This window comes from Roseateles sp. DAIF2 (assembly GCF_015624425.1).
In the GTDB taxonomy this organism is placed as follows: Bacteria; Pseudomonadota; Gammaproteobacteria; order Burkholderiales; family Burkholderiaceae_C; genus Kinneretia.
Genome location: NZ_CP049919.1, coordinates 5,619,691 through 5,639,120, shown reverse-complemented (window position 1 = coordinate 5,639,120; position 19,430 = coordinate 5,619,691). Strand labels below are relative to the sequence as shown.

The 19,430-nt window shown below is 69.6% G+C and carries 20 protein-coding genes; 13 read left to right on the top strand and 7 right to left on the bottom strand.

Features of this window, described 5'->3' with window-relative positions; translation table 11 throughout:
* Positions 1-75: 75 nt before the first annotated feature.
* Both G8A07_RS25970 and G8A07_RS25965 read left to right on the top strand, forming a co-directional pair.
* Positions 76-780 (top strand): NF038120 family PEP-CTERM protein, encoded by a 705-nt coding sequence (locus G8A07_RS25970; RefSeq protein WP_195794795.1) that lies wholly within the window; start codon positions 76-78, stop codon positions 778-780.
* 45 nt (positions 781-825) lie between these two features.
* A complete protein-coding gene (locus G8A07_RS25965; RefSeq protein ID WP_195794794.1) occupies positions 826-4,077 on the top strand; it encodes a S8 family peptidase in 3,252 nt (1,083 codons plus the stop codon).
* A gap of 105 nt (positions 4,078-4,182) precedes the next feature.
* On the opposite strand, the gene G8A07_RS25960 is transcribed toward G8A07_RS25965, so the two are convergent.
* Positions 4,183-4,641, bottom strand: coding sequence for a hypothetical protein (locus tag G8A07_RS25960; RefSeq protein ID WP_195794793.1), 459 nt, complete (start codon positions 4,639-4,641; stop codon positions 4,183-4,185).
* A gap of 136 nt (positions 4,642-4,777) precedes the next feature.
* Here G8A07_RS25960 and G8A07_RS25955 point away from each other — a divergent pair, with 136 nt between their 5' ends.
* The gene (locus G8A07_RS25955; RefSeq protein ID WP_195794792.1) at positions 4,778-5,263 is read left to right on the top strand and encodes a CAP domain-containing protein; all 486 of its coding nucleotides are present in this window, start codon (positions 4,778-4,780) and stop codon (positions 5,261-5,263) included.
* On the opposite strand, the gene G8A07_RS25950 is transcribed toward G8A07_RS25955, so the two are convergent.
* The 3 genes from G8A07_RS25950 to mnmA all read right to left on the bottom strand — a co-directional run bounded on the left by G8A07_RS25950 (position 5,260) and on the right by mnmA (position 8,403).
* Positions 5,260-5,955, bottom strand: coding sequence for a response regulator transcription factor (locus G8A07_RS25950; protein WP_195794791.1), 696 nt, complete (start codon positions 5,953-5,955; stop codon positions 5,260-5,262). The two genes, G8A07_RS25955 and G8A07_RS25950, sit on opposite strands and share 4 nt — an antisense overlap.
* The gene (locus G8A07_RS25945) at positions 5,955-7,220 is read right to left on the bottom strand and encodes a sensor histidine kinase (RefSeq protein ID WP_195794790.1); all 1,266 of its coding nucleotides are present in this window, start codon (positions 7,218-7,220) and stop codon (positions 5,955-5,957) included. Before G8A07_RS25945 ends, G8A07_RS25950 begins: the two co-directional genes overlap by 1 nt.
* A 64-nt stretch (positions 7,221-7,284) precedes the next feature.
* Positions 7,285-8,403 carry a tRNA 2-thiouridine(34) synthase MnmA gene (gene mnmA / locus G8A07_RS25940; protein WP_305798629.1) on the bottom strand — a complete coding sequence of 373 codons (1,119 nt, stop codon included), beginning with the start codon at positions 8,401-8,403 and terminating at the stop codon, positions 7,285-7,287.
* Positions 8,404-8,546: 143 nt separating this feature from the next.
* Between mnmA and G8A07_RS25935 the strand changes: the two genes are divergently transcribed.
* Positions 8,547-8,804, top strand: a complete 258-nt coding sequence (locus G8A07_RS25935; protein WP_195794789.1) for an acyl carrier protein — start codon at positions 8,547-8,549, stop codon at positions 8,802-8,804.
* A complete protein-coding gene (locus G8A07_RS25930) occupies positions 8,801-9,760 on the top strand; it encodes a lysophospholipid acyltransferase family protein (protein ID WP_195794788.1) in 960 nt (319 codons plus the stop codon). The genes G8A07_RS25935 and G8A07_RS25930 overlap by 4 nt, the downstream gene beginning before the upstream one ends.
* Here the strand turns inward: G8A07_RS25930 and G8A07_RS25925 are convergent.
* A complete protein-coding gene (locus tag G8A07_RS25925) occupies positions 9,674-10,192 on the bottom strand; it encodes an NUDIX hydrolase (RefSeq protein WP_195794787.1) in 519 nt (172 codons plus the stop codon). The two genes, G8A07_RS25930 and G8A07_RS25925, sit on opposite strands and share 87 nt — an antisense overlap.
* 177 nt (positions 10,193-10,369) lie before the next feature.
* On the opposite strand from G8A07_RS25925, the gene G8A07_RS25920 reads away from it, so the two are divergent.
* From G8A07_RS25920 to G8A07_RS25900, 5 genes are all read left to right on the top strand, one after another.
* Positions 10,370-11,485, top strand: a complete 1,116-nt coding sequence (locus G8A07_RS25920; protein ID WP_195794786.1) for a Re/Si-specific NAD(P)(+) transhydrogenase subunit alpha — start codon at positions 10,370-10,372, stop codon at positions 11,483-11,485.
* 5 nt (positions 11,486-11,490) lie between these two features.
* Positions 11,491-11,811, top strand: coding sequence for an NAD(P) transhydrogenase subunit alpha (locus tag G8A07_RS25915; protein WP_195794785.1), 321 nt, complete (start codon positions 11,491-11,493; stop codon positions 11,809-11,811).
* Positions 11,808-13,232 carry an NAD(P)(+) transhydrogenase (Re/Si-specific) subunit beta gene (locus tag G8A07_RS25910; protein ID WP_195794784.1) on the top strand — a complete coding sequence of 475 codons (1,425 nt, stop codon included), beginning with the start codon at positions 11,808-11,810 and terminating at the stop codon, positions 13,230-13,232. The genes G8A07_RS25915 and G8A07_RS25910 overlap by 4 nt, the downstream gene beginning before the upstream one ends.
* Before the next feature lie 163 nt (positions 13,233-13,395).
* Positions 13,396-15,069 (top strand): long-chain-fatty-acid--CoA ligase, encoded by a 1,674-nt coding sequence (locus tag G8A07_RS25905; protein WP_249937146.1) that lies wholly within the window; start codon positions 13,396-13,398, stop codon positions 15,067-15,069.
* A 337-nt stretch (positions 15,070-15,406) separates the two neighbouring features.
* Positions 15,407-15,892: a hypothetical protein gene (locus tag G8A07_RS25900; RefSeq protein WP_195794782.1), complete on the top strand. Its 486-nt coding sequence runs from the start codon at positions 15,407-15,409 to the stop codon at positions 15,890-15,892.
* Positions 15,893-15,908: 16 nt separating this feature from the next.
* Here the strand turns inward: G8A07_RS25900 and G8A07_RS25895 are convergent, their stop codons facing one another.
* Positions 15,909-16,316 (bottom strand): GFA family protein, encoded by a 408-nt coding sequence (locus tag G8A07_RS25895; RefSeq protein ID WP_195794781.1) that lies wholly within the window; start codon positions 16,314-16,316, stop codon positions 15,909-15,911.
* Positions 16,317-16,428: 112 nt separating this feature from the next.
* On the opposite strand from G8A07_RS25895, the gene G8A07_RS25890 reads away from it, so the two are divergent.
* The 3 genes from G8A07_RS25890 to G8A07_RS25880 are packed head-to-tail and all read left to right on the top strand — an operon-like array spanning position 16,429 to position 18,084.
* Positions 16,429-17,157: a 16S rRNA (uracil(1498)-N(3))-methyltransferase gene (locus tag G8A07_RS25890; protein WP_195794780.1), complete on the top strand. Its 729-nt coding sequence runs from the start codon at positions 16,429-16,431 to the stop codon at positions 17,155-17,157.
* Between the two features lie 3 nt (positions 17,158-17,160).
* Entirely contained in the window at positions 17,161-17,538 is a 378-nt protein-coding gene (locus G8A07_RS25885; protein WP_195794779.1) for an ankyrin repeat domain-containing protein, read from the top strand.
* A gap of 45 nt (positions 17,539-17,583) precedes the next feature.
* Complete coding sequence (locus G8A07_RS25880; protein ID WP_195794778.1) at positions 17,584-18,084, top strand: hypothetical protein; 501 nt, start codon at positions 17,584-17,586, stop codon at positions 18,082-18,084.
* A gap of 35 nt (positions 18,085-18,119) precedes the next feature.
* Here the strand turns inward: G8A07_RS25880 and G8A07_RS25875 are convergent, their stop codons facing one another.
* Positions 18,120-19,385, bottom strand: a complete 1,266-nt coding sequence (locus G8A07_RS25875) for a class I SAM-dependent RNA methyltransferase (RefSeq protein ID WP_195794777.1) — start codon at positions 19,383-19,385, stop codon at positions 18,120-18,122.
* Positions 19,386-19,430 lie beyond the last annotated feature (45 nt).

Here is a 19,430-nt window from a genome sequence, read left to right as displayed (position 1 = left end):
ATCGCCTATGGCCTCGCGTACGCCATATCCGGGTGCAAAGACACCAAGACCATTGGTAATGAGAAGAGGTTCAGTATGCGAGTGATAGTCAAGAGTGCCATTGCGCTGGCAGCCGCGACCCTGGTCGGCTCCGCGCTGGCAAGTCCGGCCACCGCCTTCAACATCGAGTTCGAGGGCACGGCGGGCACCAATTTCAACGGCGGCAGCAGCTTCAACGAAGCCGGCATGAAGCTGAGCGTGGTGGATCCGAACGGTTCGGGCTTCGTCGGCGCCGGCATCGGGGGCGGCACCTGCTCGATCTCGATCTGCCCGCCGCGTGGATCGACCTACTATGCCGCCCTGACCGACGGCAGCCTGACCCTGCAGAACCAGCAGGGCCTGGGCTTCACCCTGCATGGTTTCGACCTGGGCTTCATCGCGACGGTGTTCGATCCGCTGCTGGTCGGCCAGGTCGGCCAGATCGTCGTGACCGGCCAGGCGGCCTATGGCGCCAAGGAAGTGCGGTTCGACCTGCAGGGCCTGCTCGACGACGGCACCAGCCAGTTCGCCCATTTCGACTTCGATCTCAACTTCCGTTCGACCTGGTTCAGCCGCATCAATATCGCGGCCTGCATCTACGACTTCGACGGCTCCTGCAAGCCGGGTGAGAGCTTCAACCTGGCCCAGTTCGGCCTGGACAGCGTGGCCGGCCAGGTCATTCCCGAGCCCGCCACCTATGCCCTGATGGGGCTGGCCCTGGGCGCCGCCGGTTTTGCCGGCCGCCGCCGTCGCAGCGCCTGAGTCGCGCCCGCCAGTCGCATCCATCCCGAACGGAGTCGAAATTCCATGAAACGTACGTCCATCAACTGGGCAGCCTTGCTGCTGCTGTCCGGCGCCGCCTCGCTGGCCGCCGCCGATGACATCCGCCGCCCCTATATCGTGCAGCTGGCCGACACGCCGGCCGCTTCCTACACCGGCGGCGTTGCCGGCTACGCCGCCACCCGCCCGGCCGTGGGCTCGCGCCTGGATGTCAGCGCCGCCTCGGTGCAGGCCTACATCAGCTACCTGGAAGGCAAGCGCAACCAGGTGCTGTCGACCGTGTCCGGCGCCAACATCGTGCACCGCTACTCGGTGGCCTTCAACGGCTTCTCGGCCCTGCTGACCGACGCCGAGGCGCGCCGGCTCAAGTCCGATCCCGGCGTCGTCGCGATCGAGGCCGATGTGCCGCGCCGGCTCGACACCAACTACACGCCCAGCTTCCTGGGCCTGGACAAGCTGCCGAACGGCCTGTGGGCCCAGCTGGGCGGCCCGACCGGCGCCGGCGAGGACATCATCATCGGCGTGATCGACGGCGGCGTCTGGCCCGAGAACCCCTCGTTCGCCGACCGTGTCGATGCGAATGGCAAGCCGACCTTCGATGCCGCGGCCACGCTGGCCTACGGCCCGCCGCCGGCCCATTGGAAGGGCGAGTGCGAGGCCGGCGAGGCCTTCAGCGCGGACCTCTGCAACAACAAGCTGATCGGCGCGCGCGCCTTCTCGCAGACCTTCCTGGCCAATGTGGCCTCCGGCCGCCTGGTCAAGCATCCGGCCGAATTCCTCTCGCCGCGCGACAACGGCGGCCATGGCACCCACACCGCCAGCACCGCCGGTGGCAATGCCAAGGTGGATGCCAAGCTGGACAACACCAATGTGCTGGTGGGCGGCGTCTCGGGCATTGCGCCGCGCGCGCGCCTGTCGACCTACAAGGTCTGCTGGACCTCGGTCAATCCGCAGACCACGCGTCCCGACGCACGCTGGCCCGACTACGACAATGGCTGCTACGGCGGCGATTCGATCCGCGCCATCGAGGCCGCGATCGAGGACGGCGTGCATGTGCTGAACTATTCGATCAGCGGCTCGACGACCAATATCGCCGACTCGGTGGACGTGGCCTTCAAGGCCGCGGTCGACGCCGGCATCTTCGTCGCCGCCTCGGCCGGCAACAGCGGCCCGACCACCTCGTCCACCGCCCACCTGGGTCCCTGGATGACCACGGTCGGCAACTCCACGCACGACCGCCTGTTCACCGGCACCGTGACCCTGGGCAATGGCGCCACGCATGTCGGTGCCTCCAGCAATCCCGACACCCCGTCGGCACCGCTGATCCTGGCCGAGAACGCCGGCCTGGACGGCCTGTCGGCCAGCGACCAGCTGCGCCTGAAGGAATGCTTCGGCCTGTCCGATGCGAACGCCGTCGTCGGCGGCGCGGCCTGGAGCAAGAAGAGCCTGCTGGATCCGAACAAGGTCCGCGGCAAGCTGCTGGTCTGCAACCGCGGCAACAACGTGCTGGTCAACAAGAGCGCCAACGCCAAGGCGGCCGGCGCGGCCGGCGTCGTGATCGCCAACGTGGCGGGCTTCGCCAACACCATCGTCAACCAGGGCCACACGGTGTCGACCGTGCATGTGGCCCAGGCCGATGGCGACGCGATCAAGGCCTATATGGCGGCCAATGCGGCCAACGCGACCGGCTCGCTGGGCAATCTGCAGGCGATCAAGGACCAGAGCGTGGCGGCGCCGGCGATGAACGACGGCTCCTCGCGCGGCTTCAATGCGGGCAACCCCAGCATCATGAAGCCCGACCTGACCGCGCCCGGCACCTCGATCCTGGCCGGCTACACGCCGGACTACACGATTGCCGAGCATGACCAGATGATCGCCACCGGACAGGCCGGCCGGCCGAACTACTCGATGCTGTCGGGCACCTCGATGTCCAGCCCGCATGTGGCCGGCCTGGCCGCGCTGCTGCGCCACAAGTATCCGAGCTGGAGCCCGGCCGCGATCCGTTCCGCGCTGATGACCACCGGCATGGACGTGTTCAACACGCTGACCGGCCTGCAGCAGGGCCGCCTGCCCTGGGGCCAGGGCGCCGGCTTCGTGCAGCCCAACAATGCGGCCGATCCGGGCCTGATCTATGACATCGCGCCGATCGACTACAACCGCTTCCTGTGCGGTGTGGGCCAGGCCGGTGTCGTGGCCTCGGTGGGCCTGCAGCCGGGCGTGAACTGCGGCACCACCGGCAGCATCGTCGCGACCGATCTGAACCTGCCGTCGCTGACCTCGGGCAGCGTGCTGGGCATCCAGGTCTTCAACCGCAAGGTGACCAATGTCGGCGCCGCCGCGGCGACCTACACGGCCAGTGCCAGCGTGCCCGGCTTCACTACCGTGGTGACGCCGTCCAGCCTGACCCTGAACCCCGGTGAGACCAAGAGCTTCCAGGTTCGCCTGACCCGCACGACCGCGGCCCAGGGTGCCTGGAACTATGGCTCCCTGGTCTGGACCGACGGCTCGCATGTGGTGCGCAGCCCGCTGACGGCCCGCGCCAGCTTGGTGGCCGCGCCGGCGCTGCAGTCCAGCGATCTGGCGGCGGGCAACAAGATCTTCCCGATCGGTACCGGCTTCGATGGCGCGATGGGCGTGGTCAAGGGTGGCCTGAAGGATGCCACCCGCACGCCGCTGACCGTGACCGGCGTGAACCGGGCCAGCCAGCTGCCGACGCTCGGCGCGGCCTGCCTGGCCGGCGGCGCGGGCATGAGCCCGTTCAATGTGGTGATCCCGGCCGGTGCCCTGGCGGCGCGTTTCATGACCTTCAGCGCGGAGACCTCGGGCGGCCAGGCCGGCCTGGATGACGACCTGGACATGGTGATGATCAACAGCACCGGGGGCGTCGTCGGCTACAGCGGCAACAACGGCAGCAGCGAGGAGATCACCCTGGTGGCCCCGGCCGCCGGCACCTACCGCGTCTGCACGATCGGCTATTCGCATGCCGCCGGTGCCAACAGCACCAACTACACGCTCAGCTCATGGGTCGTGACCCCGGCCGACAACGGCGGCAACTTCGCCGTGTCCCTGCCCAGCCGCGCCTATGTGGGCCGTACCGCCACGGCCGGCCTGAGCTGGTCGGGCCTGGCCCCGGGTGGCCGCTACCTGGCCGCCGCGAGCTATCAGGTCGGCGGTGCCTCGGCGGGCGCGACCACGCTGCTGGTCGTCAACACCGATGCGCCGGTCGCGACCAACGCGGCGATCACGGCCGGCCGCGAGGCGGGCCAGGCCGCGCAGTAAGCGGCGAGCAGGTCGGTGGCGCAGCCCTTGCGGCTGTGCTGGCCGTCCCGATGATCGGAGCCAAGGCGGGCAGTGATGCCCGCCTTTTTTCATGATCTGGCCGACTCAGCGAACCGACAGCCCGCCGCCGATGCCCTGCTGCTGCAGCTGGCAGCGCCCGGCCCTGCAGACGGCCCCAGGGTCCGTCACCAGGCGGCAATCCGACATTCGGCCCAGTCGCTCGCTCTCGGCCCGTTCGGCCTGGGCGTGGCGCTGCACCAGATCCTTCAGCCGGGCCTCGTCGACATTCTTGGTCGACCAGGCCATATAGCTCCCCGGCCCGCCGCAGGCCTTGAAGCCGACGGCGATGGTGCGGCATTGCGCATCGCTGTCGCAGGGGGCGTCGCCGATCAGGGTCTTGATGCGCGGCATCAGCTGCCTGGCGCTGTCGTCCTCGTCGCCGCTGGCGGCGCGTGCGGGCGGTGGCGGCGTGGCGCAGGCGCTGAGCTGGCTCGCGCAGAGCAGCAGCAGGACGAAGATCCGGCGCGACAGGCGAGGGCGGCGGGAAGAGGTGGGCGTGTTCATGCCCCGATGCTGGCCCAGCCCGCGCCGGCTGGCAAGCCGGCGTCCCTGCTGGTTTATCGGCAAGAATCCGGGGCTCGGAATGGCGGAGCGGCAGCGGTTGGCGATGGTGATGGCAGGGGGATGGCGGTATTGCGGCATGGCGGGTCTGCTGGCCTGCGGCATGGCCTGGGCGCAGCAGGCGCCCCTGCCTGCCTGCCAGCCGAGCGCGGAGCAGGTGCTGCAGCACCTGAACGCGCTGCGCGCCAGCCCCCGTTCCTGCGGCGGTGCTCCGCCGCTGCCGGCCGCCGGCCCGCTGCGCTGGCATGAGCGCCTGGCCGATTCCTCGCAGCGCTATGCCGAGGAGCTGGCGCGGCGCGACCTGATCAGCCACCAGGGCCTGCAGGCCGCGACCCTGCGCGAGCGCCTGCGCCAGTCCGGCTACCGCCTGCGCAATGCCGGCGAGAACCTGGCCGCCGGCCCCGGCAACCTGGACGAGGCGCTGGCCCAATGGCTGCTCAGCCCGGCCCATTGCGACAACCTGATGGCGCCCGAGTTCGAGCATGCCGGCCTGGCCTGCGTCGCGGCGCCGGGGCGCTACGGGCATTTCTGGGTGCTGCACCTGGGGCGCAGCCTGCCGGACTAGATCCAGCCGAGGTCGATCGCGCGCAGCACCGCCTGGGTGCGGTCGCGCACGCCCATCTTCGAGAAGATCGCCGAGCAGTGGTTCTTGATCACGCCTTCGCTATTGCCCAGCAGGGCCGCGATCTCGGTGTTGCTGCGGCCGCTGGCGACCAGGCGCAGCACCTGCAGCTCCTTGGGGCTCAGCGGATCGGGCTCGGGCGTGGCCTGGAAGCCGCGCTCGACCTTGGAGACCTCGCGCTCCATGCGTTCGGTCAGGCCCGGGCGCAGCGCGGTGCCGCCGCCGGCGACGTCGCGCAGCGCCTGCATCAGGGTGTCGGGGCTGATCGCCTTCAGCAGGAAGCCCTTGGCGCCGGCGCGCACCGCCTCGTCGAAGGCCTGGGTGTCGTCGAAGGTGGTCAGCAGCACCACCGGCACCGGCAGCGCGCGTGCCGCCAGCGCGCGGATCAGGCCCAGGCCGTCCAGGCGCGGCATGCGCATGTCCGACAGCACCACATCGGGCAGGGACTCGGGCGCCTGCTCGGTGATCAGCGCCAGCGCGTCGGCGCCGTCGGCGGCCTCGCCGACCAGCCGGATGTCGGGGTTCAGGCCCAGCAGGCCCTTCAGGCCCTCGCGCACCAGCTGCTGGTCCTCGACCAGCAGCACCTTGATCGGGGCGGCGGCATTGGTCGTATGGCTACTACTGCTACTACTCATCATGCGGTCCTCGGGCAACGCAGTTCGATCTTGAATCCGGGGCTCTGGCGCGCCAGCGTCATGCTCCCTCCCAGTTCGGCCATGCGCTCGGCCATGCCCTTCAGGCCGTTGCCGGCCGTCAGGCGCGGCGCGCCGCCGCCATCATCATCCACCGTCACCAGCACCTGCTGGTGATCGGCCTCGCCGTCGCCGGGGGCATCGCCCAGCACGGCCAGGCTGACCCGCACCCGCGCGGCGCTGGCATGGCGCACGCTGTTGGTCACCGCCTCCTGCACGCAGCGCAGCAGCGCATGGGCCAGGCGCGGGCTCAGGTCGCGCGCGGCCGGCGCGATGTCCAGTTCGATGCGGGTGCTGGCGATGCCCTCGGCCAGCACCTGCAGCGCCTCGCTCAGGTCGATGCGCTGCGAGGCCCGCTCGGCCGACACCGCGGCGCGCACATCGGCCAGCAGCCGCTCGGCGCTGCCGCGCGCCTTCTCGACCGCCTGGCTGGCGCCGGCCGTGTCGGCGCGGCGCAGCAGCGCGTCGCCCAGCTGCAGCTGCAGGTTCAGCGCGGTCAGGTGGTGGCCCACCACGTCGTGCAGCTCGCGCGCCATCAGCGCGCGCTCGGCATAGCGCAGCTGCTCGGCCTGCAGGCGCTCGGCGCTCAGCTTCTCGGCCAGCATCGCCTGCAGCCAGCGGCGCTTCTCGGCCTCGGCGGCGGCCATGCGACCCAGGCCGAAGGCCATGCCATGCAGGGCCACCATCGCCATCAGCTGGCCGAGGACGTCCAGCCACAGCGGCTGGCCGGAGCGCAGCTGCTCCAGGCGCTGGCCCTCGCTGGGCAGCAGCAGATAGAGGCCGACGCTCAGGCCCACCTGGGCCAGCGCGAAGCCGAAGGCCGGGCGCAGGCGCAGGATGATGGCGCCCAGCGCGGTGACCAGGAAGGGCAGGCCCGGCGTGACCGCCAGCGCCAGCAGGTCCAGCGCGACGATGCGCGCCAGCGCATGGGCCGGGGCGCGGTCCGTGCCGCCCTGGCTGGCCAGGCGCCAGTAGCCGACGGCGAACAGCAGCACCAGCGCGAAGCTCAGCAGGGTCAGGCCATGGGCGCCGCTCGCGCCGCCGAGCAGCCGGTGCAGGGTGGCCAGCAGGCCGTCATAGGGCTCGGTGCGATGCCCCAGCAGCGCGCCGACCAGGGCCCACAGCTCCAGCACGCAGACCGCCAGCGCGGCCACGCGCAGCACGAAGCCGGGCTGGGCGATGCGGGCGAGCAGGCGGTCGTGATTCACGGGGCGGGTTTTAACTCAGGGTCGGACGCAAACCCGCGAGCCTGCCACAGCCGCCGGGGTGTGTCTAAGGTAATGCCTGGGCGATCACGCCGCCGCCGAGGCAGACCTCGCCGTCGTACAGCACCGCGCTCTGGCCCGGCGTCACCGCCCATTGGGCCTGCGGGAAGTCGAGCCGGATGCTGGCCTCGCCGGGCGTCAGCGCGCAGGGCGCGTCGGCCTGGCGGTAGCGGGTCTTGGCGCCGAAGCCACCGAAGGCAGGCATCGCGCCACCGGTCCAGCTGAGGTCCTCGGCGACCAGGGAGCGGCTTTGCAGCAGCGCATGGTCATGGCCCTGCACGACGATCAGGGTGTTGCTCTCCAGGTCCTTGCGGGCGACGAACCAGGGCTCATGCGCACCGCCGCCGCGCGGCGCGCCCTTCTCCTTGACGCCGCCGATGCCCAGGCCCTGGCGCTGGCCCAGGGTGTAGAAGGACAGGCCGACATGCTCGCCCAGCTTGCGGCCGCGCTCGTCCTTGATCGGGCCGGGCTGGTGCGCCAGGTAGCGGTTCAGGAACTCGCGGAAGGGCCGCTCGCCGATGAAGCAGATGCCGGTCGAGTCCTTCTTCTTCGCATTCGGCAGGCCGATCTCCTCGGCGATGCGCCGCACCTCGGTCTTGGGCAGGTCGCCGACCGGGAACAGGGTCTTGGCCAGCTGGGCCTGGTTCAGGCGGTGCAGGAAATAGCTCTGGTCCTTCAGCGGATCCAGGCCCTTCAGCAGCTCGAAGCGGCCCGCGCGTTCGCGCACCCGCGCGTAATGGCCGGTCGCGATCTTCTCGGCGCCCAGGCGCATCGCATGGTCGAGGAAGGCCTTGAACTTGATCTCGGCATTGCACAGCACGTCCGGGTTCGGCGTGCGGCCGGCCTGGTACTCCTGCAGAAAGGCGGCGAACACGCGGTCCTTGTAGTCGGCCGCGAAGTTGACATGCTCGATCTCGATGCCGATCACGTCGGCCACCGCGGCCGCGTCGACGAAGTCGATGTTGGACGAGCAGTATTCGCTGTCGTCGTCGTCTTCCCAGTTCTTCATGAAGATGCCGACCACCTCATGGCCGGCCTGCTTCAGCAGGTGGGCGGTGACGGCCGAATCGACGCCGCCGGACAGGCCGACGACGACGCGCTGCTTGGGATCCCTACTCAGATTCATCGGCCGATTGTCCCGCAAGGGCGCAAATGGCGGTCCCGGCGGGGTCTTCATCTGCTACTCATCTGAAGTCCGTATGCTGCCGACCCATTTGCCTTTACATTGCGCCCCCGGCTCCGTGCCGATGAGAACTGGGGGGATCCAACATGAGCATCAACAACGCCTTGCGCGAAGTCCTGGCCGAAACCCTGGCCATCGACACCGAACGCTTCGTCGCCGGCACGCCGCTGCTGGGCGCGGTGCCGGAACTTGACTCGATGGGGGTGACCGCCCTGATCATCGCGATGGAGCAGCGCTTCTCGATCCAGATCGCCGACGAGGATGTCGGCGCCCAGATCCTCGCCAGCATGGGCAGCCTGGAGAACTATGTCTGCGCGCGCCTGAGCGGCTGGGGCAACGCATGAGCGTCCTGATCGACGGCTCGATCCGGCTGCTGACCGGTGGCCTGCGGCGCCTGCCGGCCACCGCGCGCCAGGCCTTCGCCTTCGCGGTTGCGCCCTGGGTGCTGCGGCTGGCGGGGCGCACGCACCGCCGCTTGCTGGACAACCTGAGGCTGGCGCAGCCGGCGCTGGATGCGGCGCAGCGCGAGCAGATCGCCCGCGGCGTCAGCCAGCATATCTGCCTGGGCGTGCTGGACGCGTTCTGGATGGACCAGCTGCAGCTCGATATCGACTATGCCGACCCGCAGGCGCGCCAGATCCTGGCGGCCGGCGAGGGCGCCAGCATCGTCACCCTGCACATGGGCTGCTACGAGGCGGTGGCGCTGGCGGTGCAGCGCCTGACCGGCAAGTCGACCACGATGGCCAAGCTGCCCGCCTATCTGAAGGATGGCGACCGGATGTACCGCCGGGTCGGCATCGACTGCCTGCGCCAGAAGCAGGACGGCGCCTTCTTCGCGCTGCTGCAGGCGGCGCGCGAGGGCCGCTATGTCTCGCTGCATGGCGACCACCATGGCACCGACATGCCGGTGCGCTTCTTCGGCCGCGACACCCGCGCGCCGGGCGGTGCGCTGCTGCTGTCGGCGCTGGCGCGCAAGCCGCTGCTGCTGGCCTACGCGGTGCTGAGCGGCCCCGGCCGCTACCGCGTCGTGTTCGAGACCCTGCATGCGACGCCGCTGCGCCGCCATACCGCCGAGCTGCAGCAGGCCGCGCAGCGGGTCTACACGCGCTTCGAGCAGATCATCGAGCAGCATCCCGCGCATTGGGACTGGTCCTACAAGCGCTGGCGCGAGGGCGACCGCGCCGCGGCGCCGGCCACCGCCGCCGCCGCGCCCTCAGGGCCGGCGCTCGGGGACAAACAGGCTGTCGTCGGCCTGCACCAGGTCCAGCGGCAGGCGCCGGCCGGCCAGATGGTCCTCTAGGCAGCGCCAGACCAGCGGGCTGCGCAGCCGGCCCGCGTCGCGCGCCGCGGCGATCTCCGCCGGGCTCAGCCACAGGCAGCGCAGGATGCCCTGGTCCAGCGTCAGCCCCGGCAGCGGGCCCTCGCCCTCGATGCCGCCGCAATAGGCGATGCGCAGATAGGTGACGTCCTCGCCGCGCGCGGCGCGCTGGAAGCGCGACATATAGAAGCCCAGTAGCGCCTCGGGCCGGAAGCGGTGCGCGGTCTCCTCCAGCGCCTCGCGCACCGCGCCCTGCAGCGGCGTCTCGCCCTGTTCCAGATGCCCGGCCGGGTTGTTCAGGCGCAGGCCCTCGGCCGTCTCCTCCTCGACCAGCAGATAGCGCCCCGCGCGTTCGATCACGGCGGCGACGGTGACGGAGGGCTTGAAGGGACGCGAGGCTTGAGGATCGGACATGGGCGGCGATGCTGGGGGCTGGTCGCGTCCCGGTCAACACCTAGACCGCAGCGGTTTTAGGAAAAACCCTGTCGTGCGCGCAACACGGCGTCCCGCCAAGCCCATGTAAGCTCGGTGCAAGCGATTGACGAGGCCGGGTGCCCGGTGGGCGCCGGCCTGGCAACAGGAGGGATTCCGATGCTGATAGGTGTCCCGCGCGAACGCGCGGCCGGTGAGACGCGGGTGGCCGCCACCCCGGAGACGGTCAAGAAGCTGAAAGCCCAGGGTCATGTCTTGCGCGTCGAGAGCGGCGCGGGCCTGGCCGCCAGCGCCACCGACGCGGCCTACGAGGCCGCCGGCGCGGAGATCACCGACCAGGCCGGCGCTTTGAGCGCCGAGCTGCTGCTGAAGGTGCGCGCGCCGGAGGCCGAGGAACTGGCCCTGCTGCGCCCCGGCACGGCCCTGGTGGGCATGCTCAACCCCTTCGACCGCGCGGGCCTGGAGCGCCTGGCCGCGGCCGGCCTGACCGGCTTCGCGCTGGAGGCGGCGCCGCGCACGACGCGCGCGCAGAGCATGGACGTGCTGTCCAGCCAGGCCAATATCGCCGGCTACAAGGCGGTGATGATCGCGGCCGACAAATACCAGCGCTTCTTCCCGATGCTGATGACGGCGGCCGGCACCGTGAAGGCCGCGCGGGTCGTGATCCTGGGCGTCGGCGTTGCGGGGCTGCAGGCGATCGCCACCGCCAAGCGCCTGGGCGCGGTGATCGAGGCCTCGGACGTGCGGCCCTCGGTGAAGGAGCAGGTCGAGTCGCTGGGCGCCAAGTTCATCGAGGTGCCCTACGAGACCAGCGAGGAGCGCGAGGCGGCCGAGGGCGTTGGCGGCTATGCGCGGCCGATGCCGCAGAGCTGGCTGGACCGCCAGCAGCTGGAGGTGGCCAAGCGCGTGGCCCAGGCCGATGTCGTGATCACCACCGCGCTGATCCCGGGCCGGGCCGCGCCGGTGCTGGTCAGCGAGGCCATGGTGCGCAGCATGAAGCCGGGCTCGGTGATCGTCGACATCGCGGCGCCGGCGGGCGGCAACTGCCCGCTGACCGAGCCGGGCCGCACCGTGAGCAAGCATGGCGTGACGATCGTCGGCGAGACCAATCTGCCGGCCCTGGTGGCGGCCGATGCCTCGGCCCTGTATGCGCGCAATGTGCTGGACTTCCTCAAGCTCGTGATCACGAAGGAGGGGGGGCTGCAGGTGCCGATGGACGACGACATCGTGGCGGCCGTGCTGGTCTGCCGCGACGGCCAGGTCACGAGGAGCTGACGAGCATGGAACTGATCTCCCCCACCATCACCAACCTGATCATCTTCGTGCTGGCCATCTATGTCGGCTACCACGTGGTCTGGACCGTCACGCCGGCGCTGCACACGCCGCTGATGGCGGTCACCAACGCGATCTCGGCGATCGTCATCGTCGGCGCGATGCTGGCGGCGGCGCTGACCGAATCGGACGCCGGCAAGATCCTCGGCACCCTGGCGGTGGCGCTGGCCGCGGTCAATGTGTTCGGCGGCTTTCTGGTGACGCGCCGCATGCTGGAGATGTTCAAAAAGAAGGACAAGGCCGTGGCGAAGAAGGAGGGCAAGCAATGAGCCTCAACCTCGTCACCCTGCTGTACCTGATCGCCAGCGTCTGCTTCATCCAGGCGCTGAAGGGCCTGTCGCATCCGACCACCTCGATCCGCGGCAATATCTTCGGCATGGTCGGCATGACGATCGCGGTGCTGACCACCGCGGCGCTGATCGTCAAGCTGGCCGGCGGGTCGGGGCCGGGCCTGGCCTATGTGCTGGCCGGCCTGGTGGTCGGTGGCGGCATCGGCGCCTACATGGCCAACAAGGTCGAGATGACCAAGATGCCCGAGCTGGTGGCCTTCATGCACAGCATGATCGGCCTGGCCGCGGTCTTCATCGCGGCGGCCGCGGTGCTGGAGCCCTGGGCCTTCGGCATCACCGACAAGGGCGGGCCCATCCCCGGCGGCAACCGCATCGAGCTGGCCCTGGGCGCCTTCATCGGCGCGGTCACCTTCAGCGGCTCGGTGATCGCCTTCGGCAAGCTCAGCGGCAAGTACAAGTTCCGCCTGTTCCAGGGCGCGCCGGTGGTCTTCCCCGGCCAGCACAAGCTGAACCTGGCGCTGGGCCTGGCGGCGCTGTTCTTCTGCTTCGGTTTCTGGCATTCGCAAAGCTGGATCGACTTCGCGCTGATCCTGGCGCTGGGCTTCGCCCTGGGTGTGCTGCTGATCATCCCGATCGGCGGCGCGGACATGCCGGTGGTGGTGTCGATGCTGAACAGCTATTCGGGCTGGGCCGCGGCCGGCATCGGCTTCTCGCTGAACAACAGCATGCTGATCATCGCCGGCTCGCTGGTGGGCAGCTCGGGCGCGATCCTGAGCTACATCATGTGCAAGGCGATGAACCGCTCCTTCTTCAACGTGATCCTGGGCGGGTTTGGAGGAGACGCCGCGGCCGCGGCGTCCGGGGCGGCGACACAACGGAGCGTCAAGAGCGGCAGCGCCGACGATGCCGCCTTCATCATGGGCAATGCCGAGAGCGTGATCATCGTGCCGGGCTACGGCCTGGCGGTGGCGCGCGCCCAGCATGCGGTGAAGGAGCTGGCCGAGCGCCTGCACGAGAAGGGCGTGACGGTGAAGTACGCGATCCATCCGGTGGCCGGCCGCATGCCGGGCCATATGAACGTGCTGCTGGCCGAGGCCGAGGTGCCCTACGACCAGGTGTTCGAGATGGAGGACATCAACGCCGAGTTCGGCCAGGCCGATGTGGCCATCATCCTGGGCGCCAACGACGTGGTGAACCCGGCCGCGCATACCAAGGGCAGCGCGATCTACGGCATGCCCATCCTCGAGGCCTACAAGGCCAAGACCATCATCGTCAACAAGCGCTCGATGGCGGCCGGTTATGCGGGCCTGGACAACGAACTGTTCTACATGGACAAGACCCTGATGGTGTTCGGCGACGCGAAGAAGGTGGTCGAGGACATGCTGAAGGCGGTCGAATAGGCGGCCCGTCGCGGCAAAAACAACAAGCGGACCCGGCGGCGCCGGTGCTCCATCGTGGTGCCCTGCGCACCCGAGAGCCCACTCTACGCACCGCTATCGAATCCCCTGATGCTGGTGTTTTCCAGCATCGGGGAGAATCCGGGCCGCAATTGGAGACGATTTGATGGAGAAGATCTGGCTGAAGAACTACCCGGCGGGCGTGCCGGCGGACATCAATGCGGAGCTGTATCCGTCCTTGGTGGCCCTGATGGAAGGGGCGTTCAAGAAATATCCGCAGCAGGCCGCCTACAAGATGCTGGGCCGCTCCATCAGCTTCGCGCAGATCGACGAGGCCTCGCGCGCCCTGGCCGCCTATTTCCAGGGCCTGGGCCTGGAGCGCGGTGACCGCGTCGCGCTGATGATGCCCAATGTGATGCAGTACCCGGTGGCGGTGGCCGCCGTGCTGCGCGCCGGCCTGGTGGTGGTCAACGTCAACCCGCTCTACACCCCGCGCGAGCTGGAGCACCAGCTGAAGGATTCCGGCGCCAAGGCGATCGTGATCCTGGAGAACTTCGCCGCCACGCTGCAGCAGGTCATCAACAACGTGCCGACCAAGCATGTGGTGCTGGCCTCGATGGGCGAGATGCTGGGCTTCCCCAAGGGCATGATCGTCAACTACGTGGTGCGCAAGGTGAAGAAGCTGGTGCCGGCCTTCGAGCTGCCCGGCGCGGTGCGCTTCAACGACGCGGTGGCCAAGGGCCGCGGCCAGCCCTATACGGCGCCCAAGGTCGGCCCGGGCGATATCGCGGTGCTGCAGTACACCGGCGGCACCACCGGCGTCTCCAAGGGCGCGGTGCTGCTGCATCGCAACCTGGTGGCCAACACCCTGCAGGCCGAGGCCTGGTACCAGCCGGCATTGAAGAAGGTGCCCAAGGACGAGCAGCTGATGAGCGTCTGCGCGCTGCCGCTGTATCACATCTTCGGCTTCACGACCAACATGATGCTGTCCATGCATGTGGGCGGCTGCAACATCCTGATCCCGAATCCGCGCGACCTGCCGGCGGTGTTTAAGGAGTTGTCCGGCCATCGCTTTCACAGCCTGCCGGCGGTCAACACCCTGTTCCTGGCGATGGCCAACCATGCCCAGTTCAACACGGTGGACTGGAGCGGCCTGGTGATCTCGGTCGGCGGCGGCATGGCGGTGCAGCAGGCCACGGCCAAGCTGTGGCTGGAGAAGACCGGCTGCCCGATCGTCGAGGGCTACGGCCTCTCGGAGACCTCGCCGGTGGCCAGCTGCAACCCGACCGACAGCACCACCTACACCGGCTCGATCGGCCTGCCCCTGCCCAGCACCGAGCTGTGCCTGCTGGACGACGAGGGCCAGGAGGTGACCGGCGGCGGCACCGGCGAGATCGCGATTCGCGGCCCGCAGGTGATGGCCGGCTACTGGCAGCGCCCCGACGAGACCGCCAAGGTGATGACGGCCGACGGCTATTTCCGCACCGGCGACATCGGCACGGTGGACGAGCGCGGCTACTTCCGCATCGTCGACCGCAAGAAGGACATGATCCTGGTCAGCGGCTTCAACGTCTATCCGAACGAGGTCGAGGACGTGATCACGCAGATGGACGGCGTGCTGGAGGCCGCGGCCGTCGGCGTGCCGGACGCGAAGGCCGGCGAGGCGGTCAAGGTGGTGATCGTCAAGAAGAACCCGGCCCTGACCGAGGACGATGTGCGCGCCTTCTGCGAGGCCAACCTGACCGGCTACAAGCGCCCGCGCGTGATCGAGTTCCGCGCCGAGCTGCCCAAGACCCCGGTCGGCAAGATCCTGCGGCGTGAACTGCGCGACAAAAAATGACAAAGTCGGCGTGATCCGGCCGCGCTGCCGCGTAGGGCCTGCCACCCAATAGGACAGCCCTGCGTAGCCTCACCCGGCGGGCGCAATCTAGGCGCAAAGCGGAACCGGGGTTGGGCCCCGGTGAGCATTTGCAACGACGAGTGCGCCCGCTGGGTGGGGCTACCCGAAGGGCCGGGGCTGCAAGACACGCATCGCGTCGTTGCGGTCCTGGGTCGGGGATGGCCCCGACCTGCGGCCCGCGTCTAGCGCTGCATGCCTTGCAGTCCCGGCGCAGGGTTGCCCTATTGGATGACAGGCCCTAGATTCGCGGCACAAGAGATGCGGAGGAGAGGCGGGCATGCTGGATCACAGTTATAGCAAGACCGAGGCGGGCCGAGGCGAGATCAAGGCGCGCGCGCTGCCGCTCTCGCGCAGTGCGCGCAACCTGCTGCTGGTGCTGGACGCCAGCAAGCCGGCGCGCCAATGGCTGAGCCTGGTGCAGGGCGTCGGCGAGCCCGACCTGGCCTTCCTGCTCGAGCATGGCCTGATTGCCATGGCGGGCGCGGCGGCCCCGGTCGCCGCGCCGCTGCCGGCGCTGGCCGATGATTTCGGCAACCCGCCGCGACTCGGCTACGAGCAGCTCTATGCCTATCTGAGCGGCCAGGGCCCGAAGCAGCTGGGCCTGGTGAAGGGCTACAAATTCGCGCTGGAGGTCGAGCAATGCCCCGACCTGGCGGCGCTGCAGAAGCTGGCCCTGACCCTGGTCGAGCGGGTGCAGCAGAGCAAGGGCGCCGAGGCCGCGGCCGCGCTGCGCCAGGCGCTGGGCCTGCAGCCGCGCGGCTGACGGGCCGCGATGCTCGTCACAGATAGCTGGTGACCGCCGGCGGCTGGTGCCAGCAGTTGTTGCGGCCATCGGCATAGGCGACCGGGATCGCCGCCAGCACCTCGGGCGCCACATCGTCCAGGCAGGCGAGATTGACGCTGACATAGTCGCCGCCCAGGATGTCCAGATGGCCGCGCAGGAAGGGCCGCACGCCGCAATGGCGGCAAAACAGGTGGTGGCCGCTGCGGGAGCCGAACTGGTAGTCGCTCAGCTCGGCCTCGCCGGCCAGCACGCGCAGTTGCGCGGGCCGCACCAGCTGGTTCCAGCCGCGGGTCTTGCCGCAGATCGAGCAGTTGCAGCGGCCGCTGGGCTGGCTCAGGTCGAGGTCGGCCTCGAAGCGGACTTGGCCGCAGTGGCAGCTGCCGGGGTAGGTCTGGATGGGCATCGGAAGGCTCCGTTGGCGTGGGATCCGCATTGTTGGCGGGCCCTGCTGCCAGTCTGTGTCAGCATTACGCCCCGAGAAGCATTCGAGACCGAGAAGAGAGAAAGCAAGAGCCATGGCCCCGCCGCGTTTTTTTGTCGACCAGCCGCTCGTCGCGGCCGGCGAGATCGAGTTGCCGCCCGTCGCGGCCCGCCATGTGCAGGTGCTGCGCCTGCAGCCCGGCAGCCCAGTGCTGCTGTTCGACGGCGCGGGCGATGACTGGGCGGCCGAGGTCACCGCGATGGGGCGCAGCGCCGTGCGGGTAAACCTGCTGGAGCGCCGGCCGGTGGCGCGCGAGCTGGCCCAGGCCGTCACCCTGGCGCTCGTGATGCCGGCCAACGACCGCATGGACGGCCTGGTCGAGAAGGCCACCGAGCTGGGCGTGGCCCGCATCCAGCCGCTGATGAGCGAGCGCTCGGTGCTGCGCCTGGCCGGCGAGCGGGCCGAGAAGAAGGTGGCGCATTGGCGCGGCGTCGCGATCGCGGCCTGCGAGCAATGCGGCCGCGGCCGCGTGCCCGAGATCGCGCCGGTGCGCCCGCTGGCCGCCTGGCTGCAAGACCTGGCCCCGGTTGGCATGCAGCAGCGCCGCTGGCTGCTGAGCCCGACCGCGGCGCAGCCGCTGGCCGCGCAGGCGGCCGCCGGCGAGACCCTGGTGCTCAGCGGTCCCGAGGGCGGCCTGAGCCCGGCCGAGGAGGATGCCGCACGCGCGCGCGGCTTCGTCGCGCTGCAACTGGGACCGCGCATCCTGCGTGCCGATACGGCGCCGCTGGCGGTGCTGGGCTGGCTGGCGCTGTCGGAGGCCTGAACCATGTCGGGCGGCGACTGGAAGGAGATGTATGGCGCGGCGGTCGACGGTGATGTCGAGCTGCTGCGCTATTACCTCGGCAAGGGCGTCGACCCGAACTTCCAGCATCCCGAGTTCCAGTGCAGCGCGCTGGTCGGCGCCCTGCTGGCCGGACGGCTGGAGACCAGCCAGGCCCTGCTCGAGGGCGGGGCCGATCCGCGCCTGCTGTCGGAGTTCGACGCCCTGACCCCCGTCCAGGCGGCGCAGCGCAGCGGCCGGTCGGAGCTGCGCGAGCTGCTGGCGCGGCATGGCGTCGCTAGCGACGAGGGGATCGCTGTGACAGGACCGGAGGCGAAAGACTTCGGCTTGCGAGCACTGTGGCGTTGGTGGCGTGAGATGTAAACGCTACAGTCCCGGCTCCACAACATCCAACAGGGAGCCCAACCCATGCAACGCCTTCTGTCGATCCTCGCTCTAGCGGCCCTCACGGGCTGCGCGACGCTCCAGCCCTCGGTACCAGACGACTACAAGGGGCCTACCGCTACGGTTGCCGACAGCGGTTTTGCCGAAGACGGGAGCAAGGCTCAGTTTTTTGCGGTGCAGGAGATCGATGGCCGCGCGATCAACAGCGCCATCATCGAATCGCGCAAGGCGAGCCATGGACGAGGCTTTGCACTGAGCGCCCAGTTCGTCACGCGCAAGGTTCCGACCGTGCCATTGAAGCTCAAACTGATCGGCACTCACCAGACGGCGGCCCCGATTCACGAGCTGGCCAGCCGTGCCGCCGGCACCTTCTTCGAGGTGGAAGGGGTCGTCGAATTCACGCCGGTGGCCGATGCCCGCTATGTGGTCAAGGGCGAGCTGAAGAAGGACGGCTCCTCGGTCTGGATCGAGGATGCCGCTACCCAGCAGGTCGTGACGGAGAAGGTGCGAGCCAAGAAGTCCTGAGGTCCCAGCTTGGGACCCGGTAACTAGCGAGCCGTTCAGGCCTCTTCCGCCGCCGGCTTGTCCTTGCGCGCCGAGCCGGCCACCAGGTCGAAGCGGAACATGCGGCATTCGATCGGGCCGTTCCACATCGGCACGCGGCGCGACTCCTTCAGTCGCATCTTGCTGGGCAGCTTCATGTCGGGGCACAGCAGCCAGGCGGTCCAGCCGGCCGCATGCTGCGTGTAGGCGCGCTTCCAATGCGCGGACAGGCGCGGGAAGAAGTCGTCGCCGCCATCGCGCGCCTCTGAGCCGCCGGCATCGCGCACGGCGGCGGCCTTGCCGCGCACCTCGATGCGCTCGCCGTAGGGCGGGTTCATCATGATGGTGCCGGGCATGTCCTCGGGCAGCCTGGGCGCCGGGCGCTCCAGCGCGTCGCCGCCGTTGAACTGGATGTATTGCGCGACGCCGGCGCGCTCGGCGTTGCGGCGCGCGAAGTCGACCATGCGGAAGGCCACGTCGCTGCAGTAGATCGGCACCGCCGGAGCATGCTCGCGTGCCTTGGCCTCCTGCTTCAGCTCCAGCCAACGCTGGCGCAGCGGCGCGAATGGCAACTGGCGCTCGAAGGCGAAACGGCGGTGCAGGCCGGCGGCCATGCCGCAGGCGATCTGCGCGGCCTCGACCGCGATCGTGCCGGAGCCGCAGCAGGGATCGTGCAGCGCGCCACCGCTCTCGGGCGTGCCCTTCCAGCCGGCCGCGGCCAGCATCGCGGCGGCCAGGGTCTCCTTCAGCGGCGCATCGCCCTTGTCCTCGCGCCAGCCGCGCTTGAACAGCGGCTCGCCCGAGGTGTCGACATAGAGCGCGGCGCGCTCCGCGCCCAGGTGCAGCACCACCGGCAGGTCTGGCGCGCGGGTATCGACGCTGGGGCGCTCGCCCTGCGACTCGCGTAGCTGGTCGCAGATCGCGTCCTTGATGCGCAGGGTGGCGAAGTTGAGGCTCTTCAGCGGCGAGCGCTGGGCGGTGGTGTCGATCTTGATCGTGTGCTGGGGCGTGATCCAGCGCTCCCAGTCGACCCGGCGCGCCAGCGCGTAGAGATCGTCCTCATGGCGGTAGCCGCCCTCGATCAGCTCGACCAGCACGCGCTGCGCCAGCCGGCTTTCGAGGTTGATACGCATCACGCCCTCGGCATCGCTGTGCACCGAGACCCCGCCGCGCAGCGCCTCGACGCCGGCCTTCGGCACGATGGCCTTGATCTCGTCCGCCAGCCAGGACTCGACGCCGGCGGGGCAGGAGACGAAAAGATAGAGAGTTTCGGGGCGGGCCATGATGGGGACGGAAGCGACGGAAGAAAGCGCTATTGTCCCCTGCCC

Bases quoted from the DNA above. Each gene is read 5' to 3' on its own strand.
- G8A07_RS25905 (WP_249937146.1), top strand. From the start codon at position 13,396: ATGGAGAAGATCTGGCTGAAGAACTACCCGGCGGGCGTGCCGGCGGAC.
- mnmA (WP_305798629.1), bottom strand. From the start codon at position 8,403: ATGAATCTGAGTAGGGATCCCAAGCAGCGCGTCGTCGTCGGCCTGTCC.
- G8A07_RS25910 (WP_195794784.1), top strand. From the start codon at position 11,808: ATGAGCCTCAACCTCGTCACCCTGCTGTACCTGATCGCCAGCGTCTGC.
- G8A07_RS25875 (WP_195794777.1), bottom strand. From the start codon at position 19,385: ATGGCCCGCCCCGAAACTCTCTATCTTTTCGTCTCCTGCCCCGCCGGC.
- G8A07_RS25880 (WP_195794778.1), top strand. From the start codon at position 17,584: ATGCAACGCCTTCTGTCGATCCTCGCTCTAGCGGCCCTCACGGGCTGC.
- G8A07_RS25915 (WP_195794785.1), top strand. From the start codon at position 11,491: ATGGAACTGATCTCCCCCACCATCACCAACCTGATCATCTTCGTGCTG.
- G8A07_RS25925 (WP_195794787.1), bottom strand. From the start codon at position 10,192: ATGTCCGATCCTCAAGCCTCGCGTCCCTTCAAGCCCTCCGTCACCGTC.
- G8A07_RS25885 (WP_195794779.1), top strand. From the start codon at position 17,161: ATGTCGGGCGGCGACTGGAAGGAGATGTATGGCGCGGCGGTCGACGGT.
- G8A07_RS25955 (WP_195794792.1), top strand. From the start codon at position 4,778: ATGGCGGGTCTGCTGGCCTGCGGCATGGCCTGGGCGCAGCAGGCGCCC.
- G8A07_RS25960 (WP_195794793.1), bottom strand. From the start codon at position 4,641: ATGAACACGCCCACCTCTTCCCGCCGCCCTCGCCTGTCGCGCCGGATC.
- G8A07_RS25900 (WP_195794782.1), top strand. From the start codon at position 15,407: ATGCTGGATCACAGTTATAGCAAGACCGAGGCGGGCCGAGGCGAGATC.
- G8A07_RS25970 (WP_195794795.1), top strand. From the start codon at position 76: ATGCGAGTGATAGTCAAGAGTGCCATTGCGCTGGCAGCCGCGACCCTG.
- G8A07_RS25895 (WP_195794781.1), bottom strand. From the start codon at position 16,316: ATGCCCATCCAGACCTACCCCGGCAGCTGCCACTGCGGCCAAGTCCGC.
- G8A07_RS25935 (WP_195794789.1), top strand. From the start codon at position 8,547: ATGAGCATCAACAACGCCTTGCGCGAAGTCCTGGCCGAAACCCTGGCC.
- G8A07_RS25890 (WP_195794780.1), top strand. From the start codon at position 16,429: ATGGCCCCGCCGCGTTTTTTTGTCGACCAGCCGCTCGTCGCGGCCGGC.
- G8A07_RS25930 (WP_195794788.1), top strand. From the start codon at position 8,801: ATGAGCGTCCTGATCGACGGCTCGATCCGGCTGCTGACCGGTGGCCTG.
- G8A07_RS25965 (WP_195794794.1), top strand. From the start codon at position 826: ATGAAACGTACGTCCATCAACTGGGCAGCCTTGCTGCTGCTGTCCGGC.
- G8A07_RS25950 (WP_195794791.1), bottom strand. From the start codon at position 5,955: ATGAGTAGTAGCAGTAGTAGCCATACGACCAATGCCGCCGCCCCGATC.
- G8A07_RS25920 (WP_195794786.1), top strand. From the start codon at position 10,370: ATGCTGATAGGTGTCCCGCGCGAACGCGCGGCCGGTGAGACGCGGGTG.